Below are 1664 nucleotides of genomic sequence, written 5' to 3' on the forward strand. Positions count from 1 at the left end.
ACGGGTACTTATGCCTCAGTTGTAAGTGTCTACCATGTCCCCGAACAAGTGTTCACTATGTCCCCGGACCGTACATAGGGAGAGGGTTAGGATGAGAGGTAAAATTATTTCAACGCCTCCGGCAGCGTCACAATCCACAGCTCGCTCTCTGACTCCGGCTTCTTCAGCGGCTTCACGCTGAGCGTGGTTTCCACCGGTTTATCATCCAGCGTCAGCTTGCCTTCCTCGTTAACCCGATAGTCCTTGAGCTTTTTGCCCTCGACCGGATGCTGCATCGCCACCTTCACGCCAAAGTCGTTATCGTTCGCCACCGCAAGCCGTTTGCCGTCGATCAGCGCCAGCCCTTCGGCCTTCTCCTGTTTCCAGCCCAGCGCGCGCAGATCGACGACCTGCGTTTTTGCTGCAAGGGTAATGTCGCGCTGTGCCAGGGTTTTCTCATCATCAAACTCCGGGTACTCGCCCGGCTTGTCGAAAGCGGTCAGGTCGCTCGCCTTGCTGAGATCCACCTTGTAGATAAGGTTACGCATCGCGTCATTTTTATCCTCACCCTGTTCAATCAGCAGGATGTGCTGGTCGTCCAGCGCCACGATGTCGCCGATTTTGGCGTCGCTGTTTTTGCTGTAGGCCGCGCTGTCGATGGGGTAGCCGTACATCGCCGTTTTCCCGGTCGCCGGGTCGAAGCTGACCAGACGCGTAAACAGCGCCTGCTTTTTACTCTTACCGTCGATATCCAGCGTGCTTTGCACGGCGGCGATAATCCGCCCGTCCGGCATCCGGGTCAGGCCTTCAAAGCCCCGGTTCGGCTGGCGCCATTTGATAACGTTTGGCAGACCGCCCGCGATGGATTTTTCCCCTTCCGCCGCCTGCGGCCCGTGGATCGCCAGAATTTTTCCTTTGCTGTCGACGTTAATCAGGAACGGGCCATACTCGTCGCACAGCCAGAAACCGCCCTTGCCGTCCGGGGTGATGCCTTCCGTGTCCAGCCCGCGGTTGTCACCCTTCAGAATTTTGAGGGTATCGCTGAACGCCACCTCATTGGTGGCTCCAATCACGCCGCTTTGCAGCGGCAGGCCGTTAATCTCGCCTTTATCATCATGCAGCGGGCGGGCATCCGTTGCCTCCGCTTTGCCGTTCTGAACGCGGATGGTCATCAGCTGCGGCGCGAAATCCGGCGTGACAAAAATTTTGGCTTCGTTTTTACCCATTTTGGGCGCATCGGCGTTAGGACCGCGATCGGTTACGGTCGCGAAGGTCAGAGCATCGCCCTGCTTGCCCGTAAACAGCAGGCCGGAGCCAATCCCTACCGGGAGTCCATTCGGAAACGCACCGGCAAACGCGCCGCTGTATTTCACGTGTGAGCCGTCAGGGAAGCTGACAACATAGCGCTCAGCCGTGGGCTGCGCCGCCAGGCCAGAGAAAGAGAGCGTACAGCCGATAAGCACAGGAATGATTTTTCTTTTCATATTGTTAGCATCCGGAAAGTGAAGCCCACAACGTAATGAACAAACGTGTCAGAAAAATGACATGGAAAGGAAACGTGGCCGGACATCTGAACGAATAATGACCATAAAAATGTAAAAATTTGTTTTTTTATGTGATTTTAGAAATGGAATTGGAAATTATTAGAAGCGCAATTAATGCATCTCAAATCACTATCCCTGCCT

General features: G+C 55.0%; 1 protein-coding gene. It reads right to left on the bottom strand.

Annotation, left to right across the window (positions count from 1 at the left end):
• Positions 1-104: 104 nt before the first annotated feature.
• A complete protein-coding gene (locus IM271_RS20115; protein WP_028015392.1) occupies positions 105-1463 on the bottom strand; it encodes an esterase-like activity of phytase family protein in 1359 nt (452 codons plus the stop codon).
• Positions 1464-1664: the final 201 nt, after the last annotated feature.

It is taken from the genome of Enterobacter cloacae complex sp. I3 (assembly GCF_014896175.1).
GTDB classification, from domain to species: domain Bacteria; phylum Pseudomonadota; class Gammaproteobacteria; order Enterobacterales; family Enterobacteriaceae; genus Enterobacter; species Enterobacter bugandensis.